The 22076-nt window shown below is 74.2% G+C and carries 20 protein-coding genes and 1 pseudogene; 11 read left to right on the forward strand and 10 right to left on the reverse strand.

Features of this window, described 5'->3' with window-relative positions:
* Nucleotides 1-328: 328 nt before the first annotated feature.
* Entirely contained in the window at nucleotides 329-1840 is a 1512-nt protein-coding gene (locus tag ASF82_RS14185) for a SulP family inorganic anion transporter (protein ID WP_056058318.1), read from the reverse strand.
* Between the two features lie 65 nt (nucleotides 1841-1905).
* On the opposite strand from ASF82_RS14185, the pseudogene ASF82_RS14190 reads away from it, so the two are divergent.
* Nucleotides 1906-2289 (forward strand): annotated as a pseudogene (locus ASF82_RS14190) (MerR family transcriptional regulator); the annotation flags it as partial.
* A gap of 55 nt (nucleotides 2290-2344) precedes the next feature.
* Here ASF82_RS14190 and ASF82_RS14195 read toward each other — a convergent pair.
* Nucleotides 2345-3445, reverse strand: coding sequence for a glycoside hydrolase family 6 protein (locus ASF82_RS14195; RefSeq protein WP_056058324.1), 1101 nt, complete (start codon nucleotides 3443-3445; stop codon nucleotides 2345-2347).
* Nucleotides 3446-3736: 291 nt separating this feature from the next.
* On the opposite strand from ASF82_RS14195, the gene ASF82_RS14200 reads away from it, so the two are divergent.
* Complete coding sequence (locus tag ASF82_RS14200; protein WP_056058329.1) at nucleotides 3737-4648, forward strand: EamA family transporter; 912 nt, start codon at nucleotides 3737-3739, stop codon at nucleotides 4646-4648.
* A gap of 47 nt (nucleotides 4649-4695) precedes the next feature.
* Nucleotides 4696-5349 carry a ScbR family autoregulator-binding transcription factor gene (locus tag ASF82_RS14205; protein WP_056058331.1) on the forward strand — a complete coding sequence of 218 codons (654 nt, stop codon included), beginning with the start codon at nucleotides 4696-4698 and terminating at the stop codon, nucleotides 5347-5349.
* Nucleotides 5350-5518: 169 nt separating this feature from the next.
* Here the strand turns inward: ASF82_RS14205 and ASF82_RS14210 are convergent, their stop codons facing one another.
* The 4 genes from ASF82_RS14210 to ASF82_RS14225 all read right to left on the reverse strand — a co-directional run bounded on the left by ASF82_RS14210 (nucleotide 5519) and on the right by ASF82_RS14225 (nucleotide 9285).
* Nucleotides 5519-6445: a hypothetical protein gene (locus ASF82_RS14210; RefSeq protein WP_056058335.1), complete on the reverse strand. Its 927-nt coding sequence runs from the start codon at nucleotides 6443-6445 to the stop codon at nucleotides 5519-5521.
* On the reverse strand, nucleotides 6442-7113 hold the full coding sequence (locus ASF82_RS14215) for a response regulator transcription factor (RefSeq protein ID WP_056058338.1): 672 nt from the start codon (nucleotides 7111-7113) through the stop codon (nucleotides 6442-6444). Before ASF82_RS14215 ends, ASF82_RS14210 begins: the two co-directional genes overlap by 4 nt.
* Entirely contained in the window at nucleotides 7110-8450 is a 1341-nt protein-coding gene (locus tag ASF82_RS14220) for a sensor histidine kinase (RefSeq protein WP_162240279.1), read from the reverse strand. The genes ASF82_RS14215 and ASF82_RS14220 overlap by 4 nt, the downstream gene beginning before the upstream one ends.
* Before the next feature lie 214 nt (nucleotides 8451-8664).
* A complete protein-coding gene (locus ASF82_RS14225) occupies nucleotides 8665-9285 on the reverse strand; it encodes a superoxide dismutase (RefSeq protein ID WP_056058344.1) in 621 nt (206 codons plus the stop codon).
* A gap of 197 nt (nucleotides 9286-9482) precedes the next feature.
* On the opposite strand from ASF82_RS14225, the gene ASF82_RS14230 reads away from it, so the two are divergent.
* Both ASF82_RS14230 and ASF82_RS14235 read left to right on the forward strand, forming a co-directional pair.
* Nucleotides 9483-10061: a molybdopterin-dependent oxidoreductase gene (locus ASF82_RS14230; protein WP_056058347.1), complete on the forward strand. Its 579-nt coding sequence runs from the start codon at nucleotides 9483-9485 to the stop codon at nucleotides 10059-10061.
* A complete protein-coding gene (locus ASF82_RS14235) occupies nucleotides 10058-10876 on the forward strand; it encodes an FAD-binding oxidoreductase (protein WP_056058350.1) in 819 nt (272 codons plus the stop codon). The genes ASF82_RS14230 and ASF82_RS14235 overlap by 4 nt, the downstream gene beginning before the upstream one ends.
* A 362-nt stretch (nucleotides 10877-11238) precedes the next feature.
* On the opposite strand, the gene ASF82_RS14240 is transcribed toward ASF82_RS14235, so the two are convergent.
* Together ASF82_RS14240 and ASF82_RS14245 are read right to left on the reverse strand one after the other, a co-directional pair.
* Nucleotides 11239-11916: an SDR family NAD(P)-dependent oxidoreductase gene (locus ASF82_RS14240; RefSeq protein WP_056058353.1), complete on the reverse strand. Its 678-nt coding sequence runs from the start codon at nucleotides 11914-11916 to the stop codon at nucleotides 11239-11241.
* A gap of 52 nt (nucleotides 11917-11968) precedes the next feature.
* On the reverse strand, nucleotides 11969-12280 hold the full coding sequence (locus ASF82_RS14245; RefSeq protein ID WP_056058356.1) for a hypothetical protein: 312 nt from the start codon (nucleotides 12278-12280) through the stop codon (nucleotides 11969-11971).
* 181 nt (nucleotides 12281-12461) lie between these two features.
* Between ASF82_RS14245 and ASF82_RS14250 the strand changes: the two genes are divergently transcribed.
* From ASF82_RS14250 to ASF82_RS14265, 4 genes are all read left to right on the forward strand, one after another.
* A complete protein-coding gene (locus ASF82_RS14250) occupies nucleotides 12462-12920 on the forward strand; it encodes a DUF3817 domain-containing protein (protein ID WP_056058360.1) in 459 nt (152 codons plus the stop codon).
* A 107-nt stretch (nucleotides 12921-13027) separates the two neighbouring features.
* A complete protein-coding gene (locus ASF82_RS14255) occupies nucleotides 13028-15283 on the forward strand; it encodes a heavy metal translocating P-type ATPase (protein WP_056058363.1) in 2256 nt (751 codons plus the stop codon).
* 256 nt (nucleotides 15284-15539) lie between these two features.
* Nucleotides 15540-16379, forward strand: a complete 840-nt coding sequence (locus ASF82_RS14260) for a tryptophan-rich sensory protein (RefSeq protein WP_056058366.1) — start codon at nucleotides 15540-15542, stop codon at nucleotides 16377-16379.
* Nucleotides 16380-16839: 460 nt separating this feature from the next.
* Complete coding sequence (locus ASF82_RS14265; RefSeq protein WP_235491297.1) at nucleotides 16840-17049, forward strand: hypothetical protein; 210 nt, start codon at nucleotides 16840-16842, stop codon at nucleotides 17047-17049.
* A 163-nt stretch (nucleotides 17050-17212) separates the two neighbouring features.
* Here the strand turns inward: ASF82_RS14265 and ASF82_RS14270 are convergent, their stop codons facing one another.
* Entirely contained in the window at nucleotides 17213-18244 is a 1032-nt protein-coding gene (locus tag ASF82_RS14270) for an aldo/keto reductase (RefSeq protein ID WP_056058372.1), read from the reverse strand.
* A 460-nt stretch (nucleotides 18245-18704) separates the two neighbouring features.
* Between ASF82_RS14270 and ASF82_RS14275 the strand changes: the two genes are divergently transcribed.
* Nucleotides 18705-19709 (forward strand): AraC family transcriptional regulator, encoded by a 1005-nt coding sequence (locus tag ASF82_RS14275; RefSeq protein WP_056058374.1) that lies wholly within the window; start codon nucleotides 18705-18707, stop codon nucleotides 19707-19709.
* A 530-nt stretch (nucleotides 19710-20239) separates the two neighbouring features.
* On the opposite strand, the gene dcd is transcribed toward ASF82_RS14275, so the two are convergent.
* Nucleotides 20240-20842 (reverse strand): dCTP deaminase, encoded by a 603-nt coding sequence (gene dcd, locus ASF82_RS14285; protein WP_056058380.1) that lies wholly within the window; start codon nucleotides 20840-20842, stop codon nucleotides 20240-20242.
* A gap of 155 nt (nucleotides 20843-20997) precedes the next feature.
* On the opposite strand from dcd, the gene ASF82_RS14290 reads away from it, so the two are divergent.
* Nucleotides 20998-21978: an NAD(P)H-quinone oxidoreductase gene (locus ASF82_RS14290; protein WP_056058383.1), complete on the forward strand. Its 981-nt coding sequence runs from the start codon at nucleotides 20998-21000 to the stop codon at nucleotides 21976-21978.
* The last annotated feature ends 98 nt before the right edge of the window (nucleotides 21979-22076 follow it).

Here is a 22076-nt window from a genome sequence, read left to right on the forward strand (position 1 = left end):
CCGCCTCACCCCGCCGTGTCACCGTGTCCGCAGGTCACCGGTCTCGCTCCTCCACTCTGGGGTGGAGCAGCGGGGTGGGTGTGGGGCGAGAGGCAGGCTCGCTCCTCCACTCCGGAGTGGAGCAGCGGGGTGGGTGTGGGGCGAGAGGCAGGCTTGCTCCTCCACTCTGGAGTGGATCAGCGATCCCAGGGACCACTTCTCCGAGATCTCGCCGAGCGGGTCCGCCACGGCGGACGGCGCCGGCGGCTCGCGCCGGCGGCTCGCGCCGGCGGCTCGCGCCGGCGGCTCGCGCCGGGGAGCGCCCGACCGACCTGCCCCCCTCCCCGACCTACTCCCCGAACTGCCCCGTCAACCTCGAGCGGAAGGCGTGGCTGCGGTCGTCGAGCCCGACGAACTCCACCGCCACGTCGTGGGCCGCGAACTTCGTCTCGACCGAGTCGAGGGCGGCGACGCTCGAGGCGTCCCACACCTGGGCCCGGCTCAGGTCGACGACGACCGAGGCCGGGTCGTCGCGGTACGCGAAGTGCTCGACCAGGTCGTTGCTGCTGCCGAAGAACAGCGGCCCGACCACGTCGTAGCGCACCGCACCGCTCTGCGCGTCGACGGTCCGCTCGACCCGGATCACGTGCGCGATCCGCCGCGCGAACAGCACCATCGCCAGCAGCACGCCGACCGCGACGCCGATCGCGAGGTTGCCGGTCGCGACGACCACGACGACCGTCACCACCATCACGAGCGTCTCGGGCAGCGGCATCCGCCGCAGCGTCGACGGCTTCACGCTGTGCCAGTCGACCGTCGAGATCGCCACGATCATCATCACCGCGGCCAGCGCGACCATGGGGATCCGGGCCATCACCGAGCTCAGCCCCGTCACGAGCAGCAGCAGGAAGAGCCCGGCCACCACGGTCGACACCCTCGTGCGGGCCCGTCCGATCTTCACGTTCACGACGGTCTGCCCGATCATCGCGCAGCCCGCGATGCCGCCGTAGAAGCCCGCGGCGATGTTCGCGACGCCGAGGGCCCACGACTCCTTGCCCTTGTGCGACGGCGTCTCGGTGATGTCGTCGACCAGCTTGGCCGTCAGCAGCGTCTCCATCAGGCCGACGAACGCCACGCTGAGCGCCGTCGGCAGGATGATCACGAGCGTGTCGAGGGACACCGGCACGAGCCACGGCGTCAGCCCGGGCAGCCCGCCGCCCATGGGGCCCTCGTCGCCGACCGTGTGCACGTCGTTCAGCCCGGCGAACACCACGATCGCCGTCACGACCACGATCGCGATCAGCGGTGCCGGCACGGCCTTCGTCAGCCGCGGCAGCAGCACGACGATCGCGATCGTCAGCGCGAACAGCGGGTAGACCACCCACGGCACGTCGACCACGTGGGGCACCTGCGCGACGAAGATCAGGATGCCGAGCGCGTTGACGAACCCGATCATCACCGACCGCGGGATGAACCGCATCAGCCGCGCCAGCCCCGCCGTGCCGAACGCCACCTGGATCACCCCGGCCAGCAGCACCGCCGGCAGCACGTACTCCACGCCGTGCTGCTGCACGAGCGGCGCCACGACCAGCGCGACCGAGCCGGCCGCCGCCGTCACCATCGCCGGGCGGCCGCCCAGCAGCGACATGACGATCGCGAGCACGACCGACGAGACCAGGCTGACCATCGGGTCGACGCCCGCGATGACCGAGAACGAGATCACCTCGGGCACGAGGGCGAGCGTGGTGACGATGCCGGCCAGCGCCTCCCTCGTGAGCAGGCGCGGCGAGCGGAGCACGCCGAGCACGGTGTCGTCGACGTGCACGGGCACGACGGAGGAGGGGGAGGCGGGAGACGTCACGGGGCTCCTGAGGAGAGTCTGGAAGAGTGGGGGCGCACGGCGACCCTGCCGTACGATCAACCCTNGGCGAGCTGGCAGAGCGCGCCGAGATGTCGCTGCGCACCATCCGCCACTACGACGAGGTCGGCCTGCTCGCCCCCACCGGCCGCACCGAGGGCGGCTTCCGGCTCTACACCGAGGCCGACTTCCAGCGCCTCATGGTGATCCGTCGCATGAAGCCGCTCGGCTTCTCCCTCGACGAGATGGCCGAGCTGCTGCGCGTCGTCGCCGACCTCGAGTCCGCGACCACGGCAGGCCCCGAGGGAGGCGCGGAGGGCTCCCCAGAGCACGTCGCCGCCGTCCGCGCCCGCCTGGACTCCTTCATCGAGCAGACCGTCGAGCGACGAGCCCGCCTCGAGCGCCAGCTCGGCATGGCCGACGAGTTCCTGGAGCTGCTGCGCAGCCGCTGACGCCGGTGCGCCGGGCCCGGCCCGTGACTCCCGACGGTCCCGGCCGGCCCCGCGGCTACTGCTGCGAGCCCTCGTCCTCGACGCGGCGGGTGACGAGGCCCTCCGCGAACGACGGCCACCAGGTGCCCGCCGCGGGCCCGCCGTTGCAGGTGCCGTCGCTGATGCCGGGCGTCTTGACCCAGAGCAGGGCGTCGAGCCCCCCGCTGCCCCCGGCGACGTGCGGGTCCTGCCCGAGCGCCGCCCCGTCGGGGTTGCACCAGGTGCCCTGCCAGCCGCGGCCGTTGCGCGAGACGTCGATCACGAAGTGGCTGTCGCCGGTGAGGGCGGAGAGGCGCTCGGCGTAGGCGCGCTCCTCGTCGACCCGGTAGAAGCCCGACACGTTCGTGAAGAAGCCGCGGGCGTCCTCGACCCCGGCGGCGAGCAGGCGCTCCGACATCGTCTGCGCGTCGACCCAGTTCGAGTTGCCCCCGTCGAGGTAGGCGGGCACGCCGGCCGCCGCGAAGTCCTCGACGGCCTGGCGCAGCAGCGGCAGCCTCTCCTCGACGAGGTCGGGGCAGCGGCTGAGGATGCCGAGCGAGTCGGGCTCGACGATCACCACGGCGTCGTGGCCGCGGATCGTCTCGGCGATGGTGCGGTTCCACGCCGGGTACTCGTCGAACGTGAGCCCGCCCGCCGAGTAGTTGCCGCAGTCGCGGTCGGGGATGGCGTACGTGACGAAGACCGCCGTCGCGCCCTGGGCGTCGGCCGCGTCGAGGAAGTCGGTGACCACCTTCACCAGCTGCTCGTCGTCGTAGCCGTCGCCGATCCACATCGCCACGGGCTGCGCCGCGATCACGCCCGCCGCGTCGGCCTGGCCGGGCTGGCCCGCGGCGTCGAGCTCGGCCTGCGCCCGCGAGGCGAGCGAGCCCGGCTCGACGGCGAGCCCGCCGGGGAAGACGAGGTCGGTCGGGGCGGTGCGCATCGTCTCGCGCGTCACGCGGTCGGGCGCGGCGGTCGGCGTGGCCGAGGCGGAGTCGCGGTCGGCGTCGCCGTCGCGCTCGCCGCGGTCGGCGGACGACGTGCAGCCGACGAGGGCGAGCAGCGCGGCGGCGACGACCGCGCCGAGGGCGGCCCGGGCGGCGCGGGGGCCGAGGGCGGCGCGGGGAGTGGTCGACATCGGAGCCTGTTCCCGGGCACGCTCGTCGACGGCCCGACGCTGGTGGTCCCCCATGACAGCACGGCGGGGCCCTCCGGCACAGGCAGCCGAACGGGGGACCGCGGGCGTCCCCCGGGCCCGGGCCGGGCTCGCCGGCGCGGTCGGCAGGGGCCTGCGGGAGGCGCGGTGCGAGCACCCGGCACCGCTCGCGGCACCGCCGGGGCAGGGCCGCCCGCCGACCGGTGGCCTGCTCGGCCGGACGACCAGCGCGTCGGCTGGCGCCCCCGCCGCCCGCTCGGCCAGGCTGGCCGGATGACGCCCCGCGACCGCCTCCTCGCCCTCGTCGTCGCGGTCTGCTGGGGCGTGAACTTCCCGATGACGGCGCTGGCGCTCGAGCACTTCCCGCCGATCTTCCTCGTCGCGCTGCGCTTCTCGCTGCTGGCCGTGCCGACGCTGCTGTTCGTGCCGCGCCCACCCATCCCGTGGCGCAGCCTGCTGCTCGTCGGCCTCGGGCTGGGGATCCTCCAGTTCGGCTTCCTCTACCTCGGCATGGCGGCGGGCATGCCCTCCGGCCTCGCGTCGCTCGTGCTGCAGGCGTCGGCCCCGGCGACCGTCGTGATCGCGGCGTTCTGGCTGCGCGAGCGCATCACCCGGCGCCAGGCGATCGGCATCGGCGTCGCGGTGCTCGCCCTCGCCGTGATCGCGGTGCACCGGGCCCAGGTGGCGGCGCTGCTGCCCGTCGTGCTCGTGCTCTGCGGCGCGCTCGGCTGGGGCCTCGGCAACGTGGCGGTGCGGCGGGCGGCCGCCCCCGACCCCCTCCGGCTCACGCTCTGGATGTCGGTGGTGCCGCCGATCCCGATGCTCGCCCTCTCGCTCGCCGTCGAGGGGCCCGGGCGCATCGGCCGCAGCCTGGCGACCGTCGGCACCCTCGACGCCCTGCCGAGCGTCGTCGGCCTGCTGTACGTCGTGCTGGTCGCGACGGTGCTCGGCTACGGCCTCTGGACCCGCCTGCTCGCCGCGTACCCGTCGAGCACGGTCGCGCCGTTCTCGATGCTCGTGCCCGTGGTCGGGGTGCTCACGTCGTGGGCGGCCTTCGACGAGGTGCCCGACGCGGTCGAGGTGGTCGCCGGCGTGGCCGTCGTGGGGGGCGTGCTGTACGCCAGCCGGGCTCCGCGCCGGGGCCGACCCGCGACTCCTGCCCTGCCGGAGACGCCCGCGGCCTGACCGGGGCGGGCGTCACACCCCGGGGCCCGCCGGTACTGTGTCTCTCCGTGCCCCAGCAAGAGCGTGCCCGAGCGACGCGCGCGGCGATCCTCCACGCCGCCGCCGAGGTCTTCGACGAGCGGGGCTACGGCTCGACGTCGCTCGACGTCGTCGCCGACACGGCGGGTGTGACCAAGGGCGCGCTGTACTTCCACTTCCCGTCGAAGGCCGCGCTGGCCGACGCGGTCATCGCCGAGCAGCACCGCCTGGCGCGCGCCTACGCCGACCGGGTCTCGGCCGAGGCCCGCTCGTGCGCGGAGGCGATCGTGCTGTCGTGCGCGTCGCTCGCGACCCAGCTGACCCGCGAGGTGACGATCACGGCGGGCATCCGCCTCACCACCGAGGTGCCCGACCGCGCGCTCACCGTCGCGCCGCCGTACCTCGACTGGCTCGACCAGATGGGCCGGCTCATCCGCGGAGCGGTCGACGAGGGCGCCTTCCGCGCCGACCTCGACGTCGACGCCGCGACGCACCTGCTCGTCGGGGCCTACACGGGCGTGCAGACCCTCTCCGGGGCGACGACCGGGCGGGCCGACGTGTTCGAGCGGCTCGCGCAGCTGCTCTCGGTGCTGCTGCCGTGGATGGCGGCCCCCGGGTCCGAGGGCCTGACCACGTCGCTCGTCGCGCTGGTCAGGCCCACGGACCTCCCCTCGGCCCCCTAGGCGCCCCCCGGCGCCGTGGTCCCTCTGTACCCCAGGTTACATACCCGCGGGACGGTTTCGACAGGCCCCCGGGCGGGGGGCAGGGGCAGGGCGGGAGGCGCGGGGAGCGGAGGCTGCGGGAGGCGCCTGGTGCGGACGGCGCGGCCTGCGGGAGGCGCGGGCCGGCAGCTCAGGGAGCCGGCGGCGTCAGCCGGGCCAGCGCGTCGTCGACCGTGCGCTCAGCCGCCGCGACCGCTCCCGTGTCGACCTGTGAGAGGCGCTCGCCGTAGTCGTGGGGCACGGTGAGCTGGTGCTCCCACTCGGCGTCGTAGAGGGCGTCGAGGTACCCCGACGACTCGCGGCAGGCGGCGTCGGCGGTGGCGACGTCGAGCTCGGCCTCGGTGACCGGGGTCGTCGGGTCGGACGACGCGAACGCGCCGGCCATGGCGTCGGTCGGCATGCCCGCCGGGGTGGGCGGCAGCTCCCAGCCGGCCTCAGCGACGGGCTGCAGGCACTCGAGCCAGGCGGGCACCGTGTCGAGCACCGCGTCGTCGTCGCGGGCGTCGCGGAAGGCGGCGTCGCTGAGCCGGGTGGCGATGTCGCCGACCGTCCCGGTGCCCGTGCCGAGGTAGCCGGAGAGCAGCTCGGGGTGCTCGGAGTACAGCCTGTCGACGCAGCGGTCCCTCGCGGCGCTCTCGGCGGCCGAGACCGGCCTCAGGACGAACTCGCGCCACGCAGCCTCGCCCGGGTCGTCGGTCGGCGGCACGTGGTAGCCCCGAGCCTCGGCCTGGTCGAGGTCGAAGGCCCGGGTCGGCTGACGTTCGGCCGCGGTGGTCGCCGCGTCGACGTCTCGCCAGGGCACCCTCGAGCCGTCGCCGCCCTCGTCGGTGCGGCACTTCTCGATCATCAGCTCCTGCGCGTAGCCGACGCGGATGTCGCCGACGCCGATGTACTGGTCGAGCGGCATGGCCCAGGAGGCGCGGTCGCGGTCGGGCGTGTCGGGCAGGGCCCAGGGCCGGGTCGACGGCAGCCCCGCGACGACGACCCCGGCCACGACGAGGGCGACCGCGACGGCGGTGACCCGCTTGGCGACCTGCTCGCGGTCGCGCTCCGTCACCCGCGCCTCCGCTCGGCTCCGGAGACGAGGCCGTTCTCGTAGGCGAACACGACGATCTGCACGCGGCTGCGCAGGGCCAGCTTCTGCAGCACGGCGCGCACGTGGCTCTTCACCGTGGCCTCGCTGAGGAAGGCCTCGGCGGCGATCTCGGTGTTGCTCAGGCCGCGGGCGATGAGCAGCGTCATCTCGCGCTCGCGCGGCGAGAGCGGGGCCAGCGGGTCGACGGGCGGCGTGGGGGCGGGCACGGCGTACCGGTGCACGACGTCGAGCGCGGCGTCGGCGGTCGAGACGGGCTCGCCCGCGAACGCGGCCCTGATGGTGCCGAGCACCTCGTCGGGCGTGGCGTCCTTCGTGAGGAACGCGTACGCGCCGGCCTTGAGCGCCCCGTACACGGCCTCGTCGCGCTGGATCGTCGTCAGGGCGACGACCCGCGGCAGCTCGTCGGGCGAGACGCCCTCGAGCAGCCGGGCCGTGGTCTCGAGGCCGTTCATCACCGGCATGCGCAGGTCCATCAGCACGACGTCGGGGCTCGTGCGCGCCGCCAGCTCGAGCGCCTGCCGCCCGTCGACGGCGGTGCCGACGCAGGCCATGTCGGGCTGCGCCTCGATGAGCATCTCGAGCCCGCTGGCGAACAGCGGCTGGTCGTCGACGACGGCGACGCGGATCATGGGGTGCTCTTCTCGGTCAGGTCTGGCGTGGTCAGGTCGCGGGAGTCCAGGTCGCGGGAGCCCGGGTCGGGAGGCGGCGGCCCGGGGGAGGTCGGCGCCGGGGAGGCGGTGGTCGCGGCCCGCTCACCCCGTGACGGCACGAAGGCGGTCACCTCGAACGAGGCGCCGTCGTCGGCCGGGCCGGCCGTCAGCCAGCCGCCCGCCAGCCGTGCCCGCTCGGTCATGCCGCGGACGCCCGCGCCGCCCTCGCGACCCTCCCGGGCGGCGACGAGCGGGGAGCCCCGCCCGCGCGAGCGGACGGAGAGCGACAGCCCCTCGCCGCGGTGGTCGAGCACGACCGCGACCGTGCTCGTCGTGCCCGCGTGCTTCAGGGCGTTCGTGAGGCTCTCCTGCACGATGCGGTAGACGGCGAGCTCCTGCGAGGGGGCGAGGGCGGGCGTCCCCTCGACGACGACGTCGAGCTCCATGCCGGCCTCGCGCATCGCGGCGGCGAGCACCCCGAGGTCGGCGAGGGTCTGGCGCGGGGCGGTCACGTCGTCGTCGTGCGTGATGCGCTCGACCAGTCGCCGCACGTCGAGCAGCGCCGTGCGGCCGACCTCGGCGATCGTGGCGAGCGAGGCGTCGGCGGCCTCGGGGCGCGTGGCCCGCAGCGCGATCGCCCCCTGGGCCTGCGACACGACGACGGCGAGCGAGTGCGCGAGGGCGTCGTGCACGTCGCGCGAGATGCGGGCGCGCTCCTGCTCGAGCCGCAGCTCGAGGTCGGCCGCCTCGAAGCGGGTCTCGGTGGCCTCGAGCGCCGCGCGGATGACGACCACCCGGCGGATGCTCGCGAACGCGACCCCGATCGCCCACGCCCCGGCGAACACGCCGAAGAGAGCGGCCATCAGCAGCGAGAACTCGATGCGGAGGCCCGCGGTGCCGGCGCCCACCCAGGTGCTCCAGCTCTGCGGCCGGGTCAGCGTCGGCACGGTGAGCAGCCAGGCGGCGAGCCCGGCCGTCACCCCCGCCACCAGCAGCGCGGCGAGGCGCAGCCACGGCGAGGGCCGGACGGCGACGAAGGCCATGACGAGCGCGACGGCGACGTAGGCCGTCCAGGTGTCCTGCCCGGGGGCCTCGGCGAGGCCGAGCAGCTGCAGCACCGGCACGACGACGACGAGAGCGAGGGCGGTCGACGGCATCCACCACGACAGGCCGATGGCCAGGGCGAACAGGCCGAAGACGACGCTGTTGTCGGCGACGCCGCCGCGGCCCCAGGAGGCCGCCACCCAGAACACGAAGTAGACGGTCGCCGCGGCCGGGGCGACCGCGTGCCGTCCCCACCGCCTCACGTCGATCATGTGCAGAAGGCTAGGTGAGGGGCGGGCCGCGCCGCGCCTCCCGGGGGTCAGGTTCATCCCGGAGGCGCATGCCCGGGGGGTGGGGAGGGACGGCGAGGGGTGGTCGTCCCCAGGGGCGAGCGAGGCCGGACGCGACGGGGCCGCACGCGACAGGGCCGCGCCCCCGGCCCGTCGTGACGGGGGAGGCGCGGCCCTGGTGAGGCAGCGGGTGCGGCTAGAAGGTCAGCAGGCCCTGCGTCTTCGTGGTCGCGGCGGCGTAGCGCTGCGCGACGTTCTCCCAGTTCACGATGTTCCAGAAGGCCTTGACGTAGTCGGCACGGACGTTCTGGTAGTCCAGGTAGTAGGCGTGCTCCCAGACGTCGAGCATCAGCAGCGGCACGAGGCCGAACGGCACGTTGCCCTGCTGGTCGAAGAGCTGGAAGACGCTGAGGCGCTGACCGATGACGTCGTACGCGAGCACCGACCAGCCGGAGCCCTGCACGCCGAGCGCGGTGGCCGTGAAGTGCGCCTTGAACTTCTCGAGGTCGCCGAAGTCGCGGCCGATGGCCTCGAGCAGGTCGCCGACGGGCTCGCTGGTCTCGGGGGTCAGGTTCGTCCAGAAGATCGAGTGGTTGACGTGGCCGCCGAGGTTGAACGCGAGGTCCTTCTCGAGCTTGTTGACGTTGGCGAGGTCGCCCTTGTCGCGCGCCTCGGCGAGGGCGGCGTTGGCCGTGTTCGCCCCGGTCACGTACGTGTTGTGGTGCTTGGAGTGGTGCAGCTCCATGATCTGCGCGCTGATGTGCGGCGCGAGAGCGGAGTAGTCGTAGGGGAGGTCGGGCAGGGTGTACTCAGCCATGGGGGAGTCCTTTCGCTGGGGGTCTGCCACCACCGTACGACCCCCGTGCACCTGCAGGTCAACCGCCTCCCAGGCCAGTCCCAGGCTGGTGGTCTCGCCGGGCGTCGGGGGGCCCCGCTACTGTGGGCCGGGTCGGGGCGAACGAGCCCCGCGCGACGCCGCCGCACGGCGTCGCCCCAGGGTGCAGGAGGCGCGCGATGGCAGGGTTCACCGGCTTCGGCCGACGTCGGGAGGCCGACCCGCGCCTCCCCCCGGGGCAGCACCTCGAGCAGGGCTTCCCCGTGCTCTCGGCCGGCCCCACCCCGAACATCAAGCGGTGGGAGCTGCAGGTCGGCACCGAGCAGGGCCAGCGCTCGCTCACCTGGGCCGACTTCCAGGCCCTGCCGCACGAGGCGATCGAGACCGACATCCACTGCGTCACGAGCTGGAGCAAGCTCGGCACCCACTGGTCGGGCGTCTCGCTCGACACCCTCTTCGACGGCCTCGAGACCGACCACGGCTACGCGATGGCGACGAGCTACGGCGGCTACACGACCAACCTGCCGCTCGACGAGCTGCTCGGCGGCAAGGCGTGGGTGGTCGACACGTACGAGGGCCAGCCCCTGCACGCCGAGCACGGCGGGCCGGCGCGGCTCTTCGTGCCCGGGCTCTACTTCTGGAAGAGCGCGAAGTGGCTGCAGGGCGTCCAGACCATGGCGACCGACCGCCGCGGCTTCTGGGAGAGCATGGGCTACCACGGCCACGGAGACCCCTGGCGCGAAGAACGCTACGCGTGAGCGGTGCCGACCCCTATGCCTGGCGGCCCGGCACGGTCGTCTCGACGACCCCGCTGAGCGGCACCGGCCGGTCGATCGTCGTCGCCGTGCCCGGCCTGCGGGCCGCCCGTGCCGGCCAGCACGTCGACCTGAGGCTGACCGCCGACGACGGTTACCAGGCCGTCAGGTCGTACTCGCTCTCCGACGTGCGGGGCACGCACGGCGATCCGCTCACCGCTGCCCTCGAGATCTCGGTCGAGCAGCTGCCCGACGGCGAGGTCTCGCCGTACCTGGTCGAGGCCGCCGAGCCGGGCGACCCGGTCGAGGTGCGCGGCCCGATCGGCGGCTGGTTCGTGTGGCCGCCGACGGAGTTCGACCCCGACTCGGCCGTGCACGCGGTGCTGCCCGAGCCCGAGGGGGCCCCGGCACCTTCGCGGTCGCCCGTGCAGCTGATCGGTGGAGGGTCGGGAGTCGCGCCCCTGGTCGCGATGATCCGCTCGCGGTCGGAGCGCGACGACGCGCCCCCGATGCGGCTGATCTGCTCGGTGCGGACGCCCGACGACCAGTGGTTCGCGCCGGAGCTCGCCGGGCTCGCCGCCGCGGGCCCCGACCTCACGGTCGACTGGATCTTCACGCGCGGAGCGCCGGAGGGAGCGGCCCGGCCCGCCGGGCGCCTCACCCGCGAGCGACTGCTCGAGCTGGCGCTGCCCGCCGAGCAGCACCCGCTCGTCTACGTCTGCGGCACGAACGGCTTCGTCGAGACGATCGCCGGCTGGCTCGTCGACGCCGGCCACGACCCGACCCGGGTGCGCACGGAGCGGTTCGGCGGGGCGTAGCGGGGGCGGCGCGGGGCGGGCGGCGCGGCACGGGGTGGCGCGGCACGGGGTGGCGCAGCGCGGCGCTGTGCGCACTGCGTGCGGCTCGGGCCACGAGCACGCGGCACCGCCTCGGTGACCACAGGGGGGTCTCCGCGACGATGCCGCTCGTGTGCTGATCCGGTGCTGTGCGTGACGCTACGCCGCCCGCCTCCGTGCCGGGCGGACTCACCGGCCGGGCTCAGGCTCGCCGCCGTCGCGGCGTCGACGTCCGAGCGACGCCGGCTCGAGTGGTCGCGAACTGCTCGTCCCGCCCCGTGCGAGCAGCACTTCGTGACCACTCGCCGGCCGCGCTGGCGCCGAGCTGGCGCCGCGCCGTCGCCTCAGTCGGCGCTGACCTGCTCCCGGAAGGTGTCGCGCCGGGTGTGGAGCCCCCACAGCCGCTCGGCCAGCGCCTCCGGCGTCTTCTCCGGGTCGTCGGGCGTGATGGCCCCGCCGATGATCAGCTGCGACACCTGGATGCCCTCGTCCGCCAGCTCGTCGTGCAGCAGCTGCGCGTACGCGGCCTGGCCGGCGAAGGCGATCGAGGTGCCGGTGACGGTGCGCCCGGGCGTGACGGCCGAGCCGCCGTTGACGAAGAGGATCGTGCCGCCGTGGCCGTCCGGCCCCCGCCCGAGGAAGCGCATGCCCGGCAGCACCTGGTGCACGGCCGCGACCGGCCCGTAGATCGAGAACTCGACGGGCCCGACGAGGTCGGCCGGCGTCGTCTCGAGCACGGGCCGCATGAAGTCCTTCTGCGGCAGCGGGCTGTACTGCAGCACCTGGATCGGCCCGAGCGCCTCGGTCGCCGCCTCGAGCGCCCGGGCCACGGAGGCGGGGTCGCGCACGTCGGCGACGAAGCCCTGCGCGGTGACGCCGTCGGCCTCGAGCTCGGCCGCGAGGGCGTCGAGCCGCCCCTGGTGACGGGAGATCAGCGCGACGCTGAATCCCTCCCGCCCGAATCGACGGGCCACGGCAGCGCCGAGCCCCTTGCCGGCACCGATGATCGCGAGAGTAGTCATGCCCCCCAGCCAAGCAAGGAGGCGCTGGTCGGCACCCAGGGAGCACCGAGCCTCAGCGCGCGTCGTCGCCCTGCCACACGGGCGGCCCGGGCCGCGGGTGCCGGATCGTCTGCACCAGGCCGGTGATCGCGACCGCCAGGGCGACGAGCACGGCGATCGTGAGGACGACGCCGAACGGGGTGACCGGGTCGCCGCGACCGAGGTGCCGGCCGACCAGGACGAGGTCGAGCAGCAGCGGGAAGGCGAGGATGCCCCAGCCGACGGGCGAGCCGCGGAAGGTGGGCCAGGTGAGGCGGAGGCGGCCCGGAGCGGTGTCGCGCGGGGCGTCGTGCCGTGTCGTGTCGTGCTTCTCGTGGTCGCTCATGGAGTCCCCTCGTCGTCGTCGCTGACCTGACCTGACCAGACCAGGGTACGCCGCGCCTCCTGAGGATCCTTCGGAACAGGAGGGGCGCCTCCTGCTGGGTGCGTGGTGTGCACGACGGGAGGCGTCGCCCAGCGGCGGCCTGCGACCATGAGCGGAGTCCCGTCGACCCCCTGGAGCCCCCGTGTCGCCTCGCACCCTCTTCCGTTCGTTCGCCGTCGCCGAGGTCGTCACCTGGGCCCTGCTCATCGGCGGCATGCTGCTCAAGTACGTCGCGCGGGTCGGCGACTGGCCGGTCAGCGTCGCCGGGCCGATCCACGGCTTCGTCTTCCTCGCGTACCTGGTGGCCGGCGTCGTCGTCGCGGTCAACCAGCGCTGGAGCCTCGGCGTGACGGCCGCGGCCCTCGCCAGCGCCGTCGTGCCGTTCGCCTCCCTGCCCGTCGAGCGCTGGATCGACCGCCGCGGCGGCCTCCGCGGCGACTGGCGCCGCACCGCGACCGACGACCCGCGTGACCGGCGGCCGGCCGACCGCCTCCTCCGCTGGGTCCTCGGTCACCTGGTGCTCGCCGTCGTCCTGCTCGCGGCCGCGGTGGTCGTGGTCTTCGTCGTGCTGCTGATCGTCGGGCCGCCCGTCGGGGGCTGACCGCGGGCGGCCGGGCGGCCGCCGTGAGACCGTCGGCCGGTTACCGCGAGGAGTCGCGGGTCGAGAGATCTGGACGGCGACACGGATACCCCCCTAGGGTATGTAGCATGACTCCTCGGCACGACGACTCCGCGCACGGCGACCACGGCGACCACGGCGACCACTCGGACCTCGCGACGGCCGCGCACGGGCAGGAGGCGCACGGCGTCGGGGACGACCACGCGGGGCACGACGCGCACGCCGGGCACGACGCGCACGCCGGGCACGACGCCCACGCGGGCCACGACGCCCACGCCGGCCACCACGGCGGACACGGCGGGCACGGCGACCACGCCGCCCAGTTCCGCGACAAGTTCTGGGTGAGCCTCGTCGTCGCGATCCCGGTCGTGGCCTTCAGCTCGATGTTCGCGGGCCTGCTCGGCTACGACGTGCCGTCCTTCCCCGGAGCCGAGTGGATCTCGCCCGTGCTCGGCACCTTCCTCTTCGTCTGGGGCGGCTGGCCGTTCCTCTCCGGCGGCGTCGCCGAGGCGCGGGCGAAGCAGCCCGGCATGATGCTGCTCATCGCGATGGCCATCACCGTCGCCTTCGTCGCCAGCTGGGCGACGACGCTCGGCATCGGCGGCCTCGACCTCGACTTCTGGTGGGAGCTCGCCCTCCTCGTCGTCATCATGCTGCTCGGCCACTGGATCGAGATGCGCGCCCTCGGGGCCGCCTCCGGCGCCCTCGACGCGCTCGCCGCCCTGCTGCCCGACACGGCCGACCGCGTCGACGCGACGGGCCCCGACGGCTCGACCCGCGACTCCGGCAGGTCCGACTCCGGCAGCTCGGGCTCCGGCACGACCGAGGTGGCGATCGCCGACCTCGTGGCCGGCGACGTCGTGCTCGTCCGCTCGGGCGCGCGCGTGCCGGCCGACGGCACGATCGTCGACGGCTCCGCCGAGATGGACGAGTCGATGATCACCGGCGAGAGCCGCACCGTCTCGCGCTCGGAGGGCGACCGCGTCGTGGCGGGCACCGTCGCGACCGACGGCACGCTGCGGGTCCGCGTCACGGCGGTGGGCGACGACACGGCGCTCGCGGGCATCCAGCGGCTGGTCGCCGAGGCGCAGTCGTCGTCGTCGCGGGCGCAGGCGCTCGCCGACCGCGCCGCCGCGCTGCTCTTCTGGTTCGCCGCGGGGGCGGGCGTCGTCACGTTCGTCGTCTGGCTGCTGCTCGGCGACCTCGACCAGGCGATCACGCGCACCGTGACCGTGCTCGTCATCGCCTGCCCGCACGCCCTCGGCCTTGCCATCCCGCTGGTGATCGCGATCTCGACCGAGCGCGCCGCGAAGGCCGGCGTGCTGGTCAAGGACCGCCTGGCCCTCGAGCGCATGCGCACCGTCGACACCGTCCTGTTCGACAAGACGGGCACCCTCACGAAGGGCGAGCCCGCGGTGACGGACGTGGCCCGCGCCTCCTCGTCCGACCTCGTCGACGACGACGCGGCCGTCCGCCTCGCGGCGGCGGTCGAGCGCGACAGCGAGCACCCGGTCGCCCGGGCGCTGGTGCGCGCGGCCGAGGCCGACGCGGGGCAGGGCGGGGCGCCGGAGTCGCGGGTCGAGTCGTTCCGCTCGCTCACGGGCAGCGGCGTCACGGCCCACGTCGACGGGGTCGAGGTGAGCGTCGGGGGCCCCGGCCTGCTCCGCGACCAGGGCCTCGAGGTGCCCGCCGACCTGGCGACGGCGACCGGGCCGTGGCGGGCCGACGGTGCCGCGGTGCTCTACCTCGTGCGTGCCGGAGCGGTGGAGGCGGCGTACGCGCTGCGCGACGAGGTGCGGCCGGAGTCGGCGGAGGCCGTGCGACGCCTGCACGATGCGGGCGTGCGGGTCGCGATGGTGACCGGCGACGCGCAGCAGGTAGCCGACGCGGTCGGGCGCGAGCTGGGCATCGACGAGGTGTTCGCCGAGGTGCGCCCGGACGAGAAGGACGCGCGCGTCGCCGAGCTGCAGCAGCGCGGCCAGCGGGTCGCGATGGTCGGCGACGGCGTCAACGACGCTCCCGCGCTGGCCCGGGCCGACGTCGGCATCGCGATCGGCGCGGGCACCGACGTGGCGGTGGAGTCGGCGGGCGTCGTGCTCGCGTCGAACGACCCACGGGCGGTGCTGTCGGTGATCTCGCTGTCGCGGGTGGGGTACCGCAAGATGATCCAGAACCTCGTCTGGGGAGCGGGCTACAACGTGCTGTCGGTGCCGCTCGCGGCGGGCGTGCTGGCACCGGTCGGCTTCGTGCTGTCGCCCGCGGCGGGGGCGGTGTTGATGAGCCTGTCGACGGTGATCGTGGCGCTGAACGCGCAGCTGCTGCGGCGCTGGCGGCCCGCCGCCTGAGCGCGGTGCGGCGTCTGGGCCCGTGCTGGCCACGACCTGCGTCGGTCAGTTGCCGTTATGCGGGCCTCCGGAGCCCTCTCAAGCCCTCAAATTGGCAACTGACCGACAGTCGCGGGCAGGGCGTGCCGGACTCGGACCAGCGCGGCTCGCTGGGGGCTGGGGGCTGCCCCGCGACTCCTCAGCACCCGGTCGCTGAGGCTGGGAAGCGCCTGATGATTCAGTAGCTAAGAGATCTCGGCGGCGTACCGTCGCCGACATGAGCACAGCCACGCGAGCCGAACCGCACCCTCCCCAGCCGAGCGACGTCGTCCGTCAGATCGTGGTGGTGGTCGCGGCCGTGCTGGCCGTCGTCCTCGCCGCGGTGGGGTCGGGCGCCTTCGGCGGCACCTCCGTCTCCGGAGCCTCCGGCGGAGCGCTCAGCGCCGACGCCACCCCGATCGCCCCCGCGACCACCGCCTTCTCGATCTGGTCGGTCATCTACCTCGGCCTCGTCGCCTACGCCGTCTACCAGGCGCTGCCCGGCCAGCGCAGCGTCGACCGCCACCGTCGCCTCGGGTACTGGGTCGCCGCCTCCATGCTGCTCAACGCGGCCTGGCTCTTCGCGGCCGTGCAGCTCGGGAACGTGTGGCTCAGCGTCGTCGTGATCGTCGCCCTGCTGGCCGTGCTGGTGCGGATCTTCGTCACCCTCTTCCGCACGCCGACCCACGGCTGGGTCGACGCGCTCGTCACCGACGGCACGATGGGCCTCTACCTCGGCTGGGTCTCGGTCGCGACCGCCGCCAACATCGCGGCTGCGCTGGTCGAGTCCGGCTTCGACGGCCTCGGTGCCCCGAGCAGCGTCTGGTCGACGGTCGTGCTCGCCGTCGCCGGCCTGTCGGGCGTGGCTGTCGCGCTCGCCGGTCGTGGCCGCATCGCGCCCATGCTCTCGCTGGTCTGGGGCCTCTCGTGGGTCGCCGTTGGACGCTTCACCGGCCAGCCGCTCGACACCGCCGCCGGGGTCACGGCACTGGTCGCCGCGGTCGTCGTGCTGGTCGTGACCGTCGCCGTCCGGGTGCGCCACGGCCGCGTCGGCGCGACGGCCGACCTGCACCGCTGACGCGTCGAGTGGTCCCGATCTGCTCTTCCCTCGCGCCGGGAGCAGCAGATCGTGACCACTCGGTCGAGCTCACAAGGCGGAAGCCGGCCCGGGCAGGCAGAGGTCTGCTCGTCTTCCTGCCCAGCGCCATCCGCCTCGTTCTGCCCTCATCTGACGGATATCAACAATTTCACAGTGACATCCTTGACACCGGTCGCCCGGGGGAAGAGAGTGTGAGCGTGACGCGAGCTGTCGGCTCGCATCATGCTCGAGCCGCGTGAGGTCGCACCCTCAGGGCTCCTCCCCGACAGCCGAAGGCCGGCGGTCTGGGGCACCGTCAGCTGATGAGGGGGCGGCCGCGCGGGGACTCCTCGGTCCGGGCTCCCGAGAGGAGCGTCACATGTCAGGAGATGTCGGTCACCCTCCTCATCGGAGGGCCGATCAGGCCGGGGGGTCTGCGCGTGCGTCACGGACAGCCGTGGTGCCGTCTCTGACAGCTCTCGTCCTCGTGCTGGCGGCGACCGTCCTGGTCATCGCAGGAGTCCCCCTCGGGTTCTTGCCGGTCACGGTCGCCATCTGGTTGCTCCGCTGGGCAGACCGGCGCGCTCCTGGCGGATCCTGGCCCGCGATGACCTTCCTCGGGATGGTCCCCTTCTTCATCGTGATGATCGTCGTGCTGGTACGCCGATGACGAGCGACTGGTGCCGACCGGCTCCCTCGTCAGCGCGAAGGGTTCACGAGAGCAGTACGGGGCGACGACCATCGTTCACACGCATGCGGGAGGCGCGGTGCCGGTCTGACCGACACCGCGCCTCCCGCAGTCGCACCGTGCGGTGCCGGGCTGAGCCCGGGGGTCAGCGACCGCCGTCGATGCGGCGGCCGCGCTGGGCGACCCCGGCGGTGCCGTAGGGGTAGTCGTCGATGCGCGGGGCGCTCGCGTCGCCGAGGCGCGTGAGCTCGTCGGCGGTGAGCACGAGGCCCGACGCACCGAGGTTGTCGTCGAGCTGCTCGACTGTCCGGGCGCCGAGGATCACCGAGGTCACGGCCGGCTGCGCCAGCAGCCACGCGAGCGCGACCTGCGAGGCCGAGGCGCCGTGGGCGTCGGCGATCGCGGTGACCGCGTCGATGACCGTCCAGGTGCGCTCGTCCGCGTTGCGCGCCTCCCACGCCTCCATGCCCCGCGTCGGGTCCTCACCGAGTCGGGTCGAGCCGGTGGGCGCCTGGTCGCGGCGGTACTTGCCGCTCAGCCAGCCGCCGGCCAGCGGCGACCAGGGCAGCAGGCCGATGCCGGCGTCGAGCGAGGCCGGCACGATCTCGTGCTCGATGTCGCGCACGAGCAGGTTGTACTGCGGCTGCAGCGTGACGGGCGGCGCGAAGCCGAGGGCGTCGGCGCGGCCCACGGCCTTCGTGACCTGCCAGCCGAGGTAGTTCGAGAAGCCGTAGTAGCCGATCTTGCCCGCGCTGATCGCGTCGTCGAGGAACCGCAGGGTCTCGTCGATCGGCGTCAGGGCGTCCCACGCGTGCATCTGGTAGAGGTCGACGTGCTCGGTGCCGAGGCGCCGGAGCGAGTCGTCGAGGGCACGGGCGAGGTGCCGCCGCGAGAGCCCGACGTCGTTCGGGCCGTCGCCCATGGGGAAACGGCCCTTCGTCGCCAGCACGACCTGCGCCGCGTCGGTGGGGCGCGCGGCGAGCCAGCGCCCGATGATCTCTTCGGAGACCCCCGCGCTGTACACGTCGGCGGTGTCGACGAGCGTGCCGCCGCCCGCGACGAACGCGTCGAGGATCTGGTGAGAGGTGGTCTCGTCGGCTTCTGCGCCGAACGTCATGGTGCCCAGTGTCAGCTCCGACACGGAGGCACCGCTGTTCCCGAGGGTCCTGTAGTCCATGGCCGCGACGCTACGCCGTGCGTCGGCGGCGGGGCTGCGGGAGGCGCGGGGCGGGGGACAGCCCCGCCTCACGGAGCCCTGGGGAGGACTCCCCGAAAAAATTCTGAGACATTCTCCAAACCGTTCCGAGCGGTGCTCCGAAGACTGCACACCACGGCGGTTCGGGCTGGCCGTGGTGAGCACCGGGTCGGGACCCTGGCGGGTCCCCCGGCGTCGGTGCGCGAGCCGGGGTGTGGGTTGGTTCAGGTCTCCACCCCGGCTCGTCCCTCCCCGGCTCGTCCTCCCCGGCTCGTCCCTCCCCACCGCGGCCCGCCTCCGGGGCACATCGGCGTCCGCCGAAGGGGGGGCAACTCCGGAGGCGTCGCACTATGCTGACGCCGTCGGGGGATCAGCCCGACGCTCCGACGCCGTTCCCTGACCCCGAGCGGCCCGGCGCCCACCTCGACGAGAGGCGTGACCGATGCCGTCGCCCCCGTACCCGTCGCAGCCCGTGACGCCGTCGCCCTTCGACGACCCGCGCATCCGCGGCCTGGAGACCACCGACCCCGACGTCGCCCACGAGGCGATGCGGCGCACCTTCCGCATGCGCGAGCTCGTGCCGGGCGACGCCCACGAGTTCTACTACCGCCGCGCGGTGTCGGGCGAGCACCGCTTCGCCGTCGGCGAGATGCGGTACACCGGCACGCTGCGCGCCGAGAGCGAGCCGCTGCCCTTCTTCGGCATCTGCCGCCTGCTCGGCGGGGGCTTCCGGGTGCAGGCGGGCGACGCCGACCACCGGGCGGAGCTGCTGAAGCCGTTCGCGTTCCCCACCACCACGAACAAACGGACCGAGTGGGACGACGTCCACCTGGCCCAGCTCATGCTCGACCGGGCCGCCGTGGAGGCCGAGCTGGTGGGGCTGTCGCTCACCGCGCCTCCCGCAGGCCTGCACGTGATCGGCATGGAGCCCCAGAGCGAGGCCCTCGGCCGGTACTGGCGAGGGCACATGCGACACCTCTACCAGGACGTCGTGCGCAACGACGCGGCGATGGCGAGCCCGTTGATCAGGGGGCAGGCGTTCCGGTCGCTGGTGGCGGCGTTCGTGACGACCTTCCCGACGACGGCGGTCGGCACGAGCGAGGCGTCGAGCGCCCGGCCCGTGCCGTCGACGGTGCGGCGCGCGCTCGCCTACGTCGAGGAGCACGCCCACGACGACATCGGCGTCGTCGAGATCGCCGAGGCGGCCCGGCTGACGCCGCGGGGGCTGCAGCTGGCGTTCCGCCGGCACCTCGACACGACGCCCATGGCGGTGCTGCGGGCGGCCCGGCTGCGCGGGGCGCACCACGATCTGCAGGTGGCTGACCCGACGCGCGGGCACACCGTGGCGGGGATCGCCCAGAGCTGGGGCTTCGCGAACGCGGGGCGCTTCACGGCGGCGTACGTGGCGCACTACGGGCGGTCGCCGCGCGAGACGCTGGAGTCGTAGGCGCGGGTGCGGGTGCGGGTGCCGGTGCCGGTGCCGGGACGCGCCCGGAGGTAGTTCTGGGGAGCCTCATCCACTCTGGAGTGGAGGAGCGTGCCTGGGGGAGGCGTCTCGGGGTGGGGTGCCTGGGGAGCGTCCTCCACTCCGGAGTGGAGGAGTGTGCTCGGGGGCGGGGTGCCGGGGGAGGCGTCCTCCACTCCGGAGTGGATCAGCGCTCAGGGCACACGGGACTCGGCCGCGGCCGCCACCGCGACCACTGCGCACGGCGCTGACGCAGCGGGGAGTGAAGGGGGTGCGGGCGAGAGACCCGACATCGCCGCCCGCACCCAGCAACTCGCAGTCCTGAACCCGTACCGCGAGGCCATCCCAGTGTGATACGAACGCGAGTTTTCTGCAGATCGACCGGACACGGAGCGAATGCCCTGCCCCCCGGGCGAAGCCGAGCACGACGCGTGTCCCCCGACGGGCCGGGAACCGCGCGTGCGCACGCCGACGGCGCAGCGGGGACGACGGCGCAGCGGGGACGACGGCGCTCAGGCGCCCGCCGCCTCCGCCCCGCCCGACACGTCGGTGTGCACGAACCCCTGGAACGACCGGCTCGCCGTCGGCCCGCGCTGCCCCTGGTAGCGCGACCCGTACTCCTGCGAACCGTAGGGGTGCTCGGCCGGCGAGCTGAGGCGGAAGAAGCAGAGCTGCCCGATCTTCATGCCGGGCCACAGCTTGATCGGCAGCGTCGCGACGTTCGACAGCTCGAGCGTCACGTGCCCCGTGAAGCCCGGGTCGATGAACCCCGCCGTCGAGTGCGTCAGCAGGCCGAGGCGGCCGAGCGAGCTCTTGCCCTCCAGCCGCGCGGCGACGTCGTCGGGCAGGGTGACGCGCTCGTAGGTGCTGCCCAGCACGAACTCGCCCGGGTGCAGGATGAACGGTTCGTCGGCGGGCGTCTCGACCAGGCGCGTCAGCTCGGGCTGGTCGGCCGCGGGGTCGATGAACGGGTACTTGTGGTTGTCGAACAGCCGGAACAGCCGGTCGAGCCGCACGTCGATGCTCGACGGCTGGATCAGCGTCGGCTCGTAGGGGTCGAGGCCGATGCGCCCGGCGTCGAGCTCGAGCTTGATGTCGTGGTCGGAGAGCAGCACGCGGCCAGCCTAGACGGCGGGCAGGTCGGGCCCCGGCCCGGGCCCGGCGGAGGGCCTGCGGGAGTCGCGGGCACCGCCCTGGGGAGGGGGCGCCTCCCCGGGTCGTCCCCAGGTCGCCCGGCTCGCGCTCGGCCCGGACGGGGCAGGATGGCCCCATGCGTGCCGTCACCGTCCCCGTTCCCGGAGGGCCCCGTGCCCTCGTCGTCAGCGAGGTCCCGGAGCCCGTGCCCGGCCCCCGCGAGGTCGTCGTCGACGTCGCCGCCGCCGGCGTGAACCGCGCCGACGTGAACCAGCGCGAGGGGCACTACCCGTCGCCCGCCGGAGCCCCGTCGTGGCCCGGTCTCGAGGTCAGCGGCACGGTCGTGGCCCTGGGCAGCGAGGTGACCACCGCCTCCCTCGGCGACCACGTCGTCGCCCTGCTCAGCGGCGGCGGCTACGCCGACCGCGTCGCCGTCGACGAGGGCCTGCTGCTGCCCTACCTCAAGGGGCTCGACCTCGTCGAGGCCGCCGGGCTGCCCGAGGCCGTCGCCACCGTCTGGTCGAACCTCGTCATGTCGGCGCAGCTGCAGGCCGGCGAGACGCTGCTCGTGCACGGTGGGTCGAGCGGGGTCGGGTCGATCGCGATCCAGATCGGGAAGGCGCTCGGCGCCACCGTCTACGCCACCGCCGGCACCCCCGCGAAGGTCGAGTTCTGCGAGCAGCTCGGCGCCGACCGCGGCATCGACTACCGGGCGGAGGACTTCGTCGCCGTCACCCAGGACCTCACCGGGGGCCGCGGCGTCGACGTCGTGCTCGACCTCGTCGGCGGCGACTACCTGGCGCGCGACGTCGACGCGCTCGCCGTGGGCGGCCGCGTCATGGTGATCGCGTCGCAGGGCGGCTCGTCGGCCACGATCGACGTCGCCCGCCTGATGGGCAAGCGGGGCCGGATCTGGGGCACCACGCTGCGCGCCCGCCCGCTCGAGGAGCGCCGCGCGATCATGGCCGAGGTGCGCGAGCACGTCTGGCCGATGGTCGCGTCGGGGGCCGTCCGCCCGGTGCTCGACAGCGTGTTCCCGCTCGAGTTCGCCGCGACGGCGCACGAGCGCATGGAGTCGGGCGAGCACTCGGGGAAGATCCTGCTCGCGGTGCGCTGAGCCCCCGGAAGTCGCGATGAACCACGTTCCGTGCGATGAACCGCGCTCTAGCTCGGTTCATCGCACGGAACGCGGNATGGCGCGGGTGCGGCGCCGCG

Source organism: Frigoribacterium sp. Leaf164, assembly GCF_001423665.1.
Lineage (GTDB): Bacteria > Actinomycetota > Actinomycetes > Actinomycetales > Microbacteriaceae > Frigoribacterium > Frigoribacterium endophyticum.

Bases quoted from the DNA above. Each gene is read 5' to 3' on its own strand.
- ASF82_RS14245 (WP_056058356.1), bottom strand. From the start codon at position 12,280: ATGAGCGACCACGAGAAGCACGACACGACACGGCACGACGCCCCGCGC.
- ASF82_RS14215 (WP_056058338.1), bottom strand. From the start codon at position 7,113: ATGATCCGCGTCGCCGTCGTCGACGACCAGCCGCTGTTCGCCAGCGGG.
- ASF82_RS14270 (WP_056058372.1), bottom strand. From the start codon at position 18,244: ATGGACTACAGGACCCTCGGGAACAGCGGTGCCTCCGTGTCGGAGCTG.
- ASF82_RS14200 (WP_056058329.1), top strand. From the start codon at position 3,737: ATGACGCCCCGCGACCGCCTCCTCGCCCTCGTCGTCGCGGTCTGCTGG.
- ASF82_RS14220 (WP_162240279.1), bottom strand. From the start codon at position 8,450: ATGATCGACGTGAGGCGGTGGGGACGGCACGCGGTCGCCCCGGCCGCG.
- ASF82_RS14195 (WP_056058324.1), bottom strand. From the start codon at position 3,445: ATGTCGACCACTCCCCGCGCCGCCCTCGGCCCCCGCGCCGCCCGGGCC.
- ASF82_RS14230 (WP_056058347.1), top strand. From the start codon at position 9,483: ATGGCAGGGTTCACCGGCTTCGGCCGACGTCGGGAGGCCGACCCGCGC.
- ASF82_RS14225 (WP_056058344.1), bottom strand. From the start codon at position 9,285: ATGGCTGAGTACACCCTGCCCGACCTCCCCTACGACTACTCCGCTCTC.
- ASF82_RS14260 (WP_056058366.1), top strand. From the start codon at position 15,540: ATGAGCACAGCCACGCGAGCCGAACCGCACCCTCCCCAGCCGAGCGAC.
- ASF82_RS14255 (WP_056058363.1), top strand. From the start codon at position 13,028: ATGACTCCTCGGCACGACGACTCCGCGCACGGCGACCACGGCGACCAC.
- ASF82_RS14240 (WP_056058353.1), bottom strand. From the start codon at position 11,916: ATGACTACTCTCGCGATCATCGGTGCCGGCAAGGGGCTCGGCGCTGCC.
- ASF82_RS14290 (WP_056058383.1), top strand. From the start codon at position 20,998: ATGCGTGCCGTCACCGTCCCCGTTCCCGGAGGGCCCCGTGCCCTCGTC.
- ASF82_RS14275 (WP_056058374.1), top strand. From the start codon at position 18,705: ATGCCGTCGCCCCCGTACCCGTCGCAGCCCGTGACGCCGTCGCCCTTC.